Source organism: uncultured Cetobacterium sp., assembly GCF_947039425.1.
GTDB lineage: Bacteria > Fusobacteriota > Fusobacteriia > Fusobacteriales > Fusobacteriaceae > Cetobacterium_A.
This window is the reverse complement of sequence record NZ_CAMQYW010000272.1, coordinates 1-2,747: the sequence shown is the minus strand read 5'-3', so window position 1 is coordinate 2,747 and position 2,747 is coordinate 1. Positions and strand designations below refer to the sequence as shown.

2 protein-coding genes and 1 pseudogene are annotated in these 2,747 nt (G+C 29.9%); all 3 read right to left on the bottom strand.

What is annotated here, in order from left to right:
- Positions 1-209, bottom strand: a pseudogene (locus tag Q0V09_RS10365) (hypothetical protein); the annotation flags it as partial.
- A 104-nt stretch (positions 210-313) separates the two neighbouring features.
- Positions 314-466 carry a hypothetical protein gene (locus tag Q0V09_RS10360; protein WP_297407001.1) on the bottom strand — a complete coding sequence of 51 codons (153 nt, stop codon included), beginning with the start codon at positions 464-466 and terminating at the stop codon, positions 314-316.
- 63 nt (positions 467-529) lie between these two features.
- The gene (gene htpX / locus Q0V09_RS10355) at positions 530-1,363 is read right to left on the bottom strand and encodes a zinc metalloprotease HtpX (RefSeq protein ID WP_297489306.1); all 834 of its coding nucleotides are present in this window, start codon (positions 1,361-1,363) and stop codon (positions 530-532) included.
- Positions 1,364-2,747: the final 1,384 nt, after the last annotated feature.

The window sequence follows — 2,747 nt, the reverse complement described above, 5'->3', positions numbered from 1 at the left end:
TCATCTTGTAATACTGGACATAAATAATATTTATCGTTTTCATATTCTCCAGTAAAATACAATATTTCATCCTCTATTTTATATTTCACATTTTCACTTTTACTCCATAAAAAGATATTTGTAAAATTCATATCAGAAGTTTCAAATCTTCCTTTTAAAAATTTTTGTATTATATTTCTATCTTCAATTGTTAGTACTTTCCACTTCATTTTACACCGCCTTAATAAACTATTGCCAGTATATAACAATTATTTTTTTCTGTCAAACTTTTGGCATAGTAAAAAGAAGTTAGAAATTATCTAACTTCTTAACATTAACGGTGTATTCTTATCTTTCTAAATGTTAAAATTCTTTCTAATTCCTCTTCATTAGAAATTTCCATTTCAAACAATATATATACTAATAAAATCAAAATAAGTACTACAAATAACATAATAAATTTTTTAGAAATAAAATTATTATCCATAACATTTACTCCTTTACTTTATATATTTACTGTATAAATTAACAATTGTCAAATTTTTTAATATTAATACATCTCCTCAAGTCTTGCTATTCTATCTTGCGTACTTGGATGTGTACTAAATAAATTGGCCATTTTATTTCCTGCAAGAGGTGAAACTATAAACATATTTTCAGTTGCTGGTACTGCATCCATATGTATTTGAGATGTGTATGTTTCTAACTTTCTAAGAGCACTTGCTAAATATCTTGGGTGTCCACTTATTTTTGCCCCAAACTCATCAGCTTTATACTCTCTAGATCTTGAGATTGCCATTTGAATTAACATAGCTCCCATTGGAGCAAATATTGTTATTGCTAAAAGTCCTAAAATACCTCCACTATCATCATCGTCATCTCTTCTCCCTCCAAATATAGCTGACCATTTAGCTATATTTGCTAAGTAAGCTATAGCTCCAGCAAGTGTTGCTGCAACTGTTTGAATTAGTATATCTCTGTGAATTACATGCCCTAACTCATGTCCTATAACACCTGACAATTCATTTTCATCCATAATCTCAGACAGACCTCTTGTCACTGCAACAGCTGCATTTTTAGGATTTCTTCCTGTTGCAAATGCATTTGGTTGACTCTCATTTATCATATATACTTTAGGCATTGGTATCCCTGCATTTTCTGCTAATTTTTTAGTAATCCAGTAAACTCTATGGTTTTCAGGTAACTCTTGAGCTCTATACATAGAAAGTACTATTCTGTCACTAAACCAATATGAAATAAAATTCATAGCTCCTGCAAAAACTAAAGCTATTGTCATTCCAGTTTTTCCACCTATTGTTCCACCTATAAATAATAGAAGCATTGTCATTGCTAACATTAATAGAAATGTTTTAAATCCTTGCATTTTTTTACCTCCATATAATGTCTTTTCTATAAAATAACATAATTTCCTTTTTTTGTAAATCTTGCTTTGTATTATAGAAAAAAAGAGAGGCTTTTCCTCTCTTCATTCTATTTATTTTTTTATATAATTTGCTGCTTCTTCTCCAGCTATACGACCAAATACTACTGATGCACTATAAGCTGCACTAGAACTTACTACCTCTCCTGCTGCGTAAAGTCCTTTTGCTACTTTTCCATTCTCTTTAATAACTTCTGTTTTATCATTAGCAACTACTCCACCCTTAGTCATATGCACTGCTGATTCAACTTTTGCTGCATAAAATGGCCCTTCTGTTTTAAACTCTCTTTTAAATGGAACCTCTCTAAATTTATCTTTTTTCTCTCCACGAATCCCTGCATTAAACTCTTTTCTTGTAGAAAGTAAAACTTTTTCAGGAACTCCTATTTTTTTAGATAATTCTTCTAGTGTATTAGCTTTAATATGATATCCTTGTTTTGTATGTTTTTGTAAACGATAACTTGATTCATATAAATTTTGATCATATACATAATAAGCATATGCTCCTGGTTGAGTCAATATATCATTGGCTGTTTTTATTCCAGCTGTTTTTTCACTAGTAAATCTTTCTCCATTTTGATTAATTAACATAAATCCATCACCACCACCTGTTAAATCTCTTGATGGTATTAATATAAATGAAAAAATACTTAAAACATCTAAATTATCAACTTTCAAATCATGCTTTTCAAATATAGGCATAAAGTCTCCTGTTGCTCCCATTTGATTTGATGTTGCTAATTTTTCTGATCCTGGTGCATACTTTTCAAGAAGTTCTTTATTATGAGAAAATCCTCCTGTTGCTAAAACTACAGCTTTTGCATTTATATCATAGAAATTATTTTTATTTTGTACCTTCACTCCTGTTGCAACTCCACTGGTAAATATTATATCTAATCCCTTTGTTCCAGTTCTTATATCTACTCCTAAAGCTTTTGCTTTCTTTTCTAATCCTGTTTGAACTTCTTCTCCAGCATAGGCATCTTTTTCTGCCATGTGACTTCTATTACTATAGTTATGATTTAATTCAATTCCCATTCCTCTTAACCATTTATCTAAAACAAAAGCTCCTTTTCCTTGAGCTATAATTCTTTCTTTTGTATCATTTGCTTTACTTTTATCTTTTACAAATTTTTCAACTGAATCAGTTATCCCATTAGATTTTTGAGCTTCTGAATTTATCATATCAAAAAAGTTCATATCAAACTTTCCATTTCCACTTAAAATATCAAGTTTTTCTATTAAAATAACATTTTTTATTCCTGATTCCTTTGCTGATATTAGATCGGAAGAGCGTCGTGTAGGGAAAGAGTGTACGTCCTGGTGT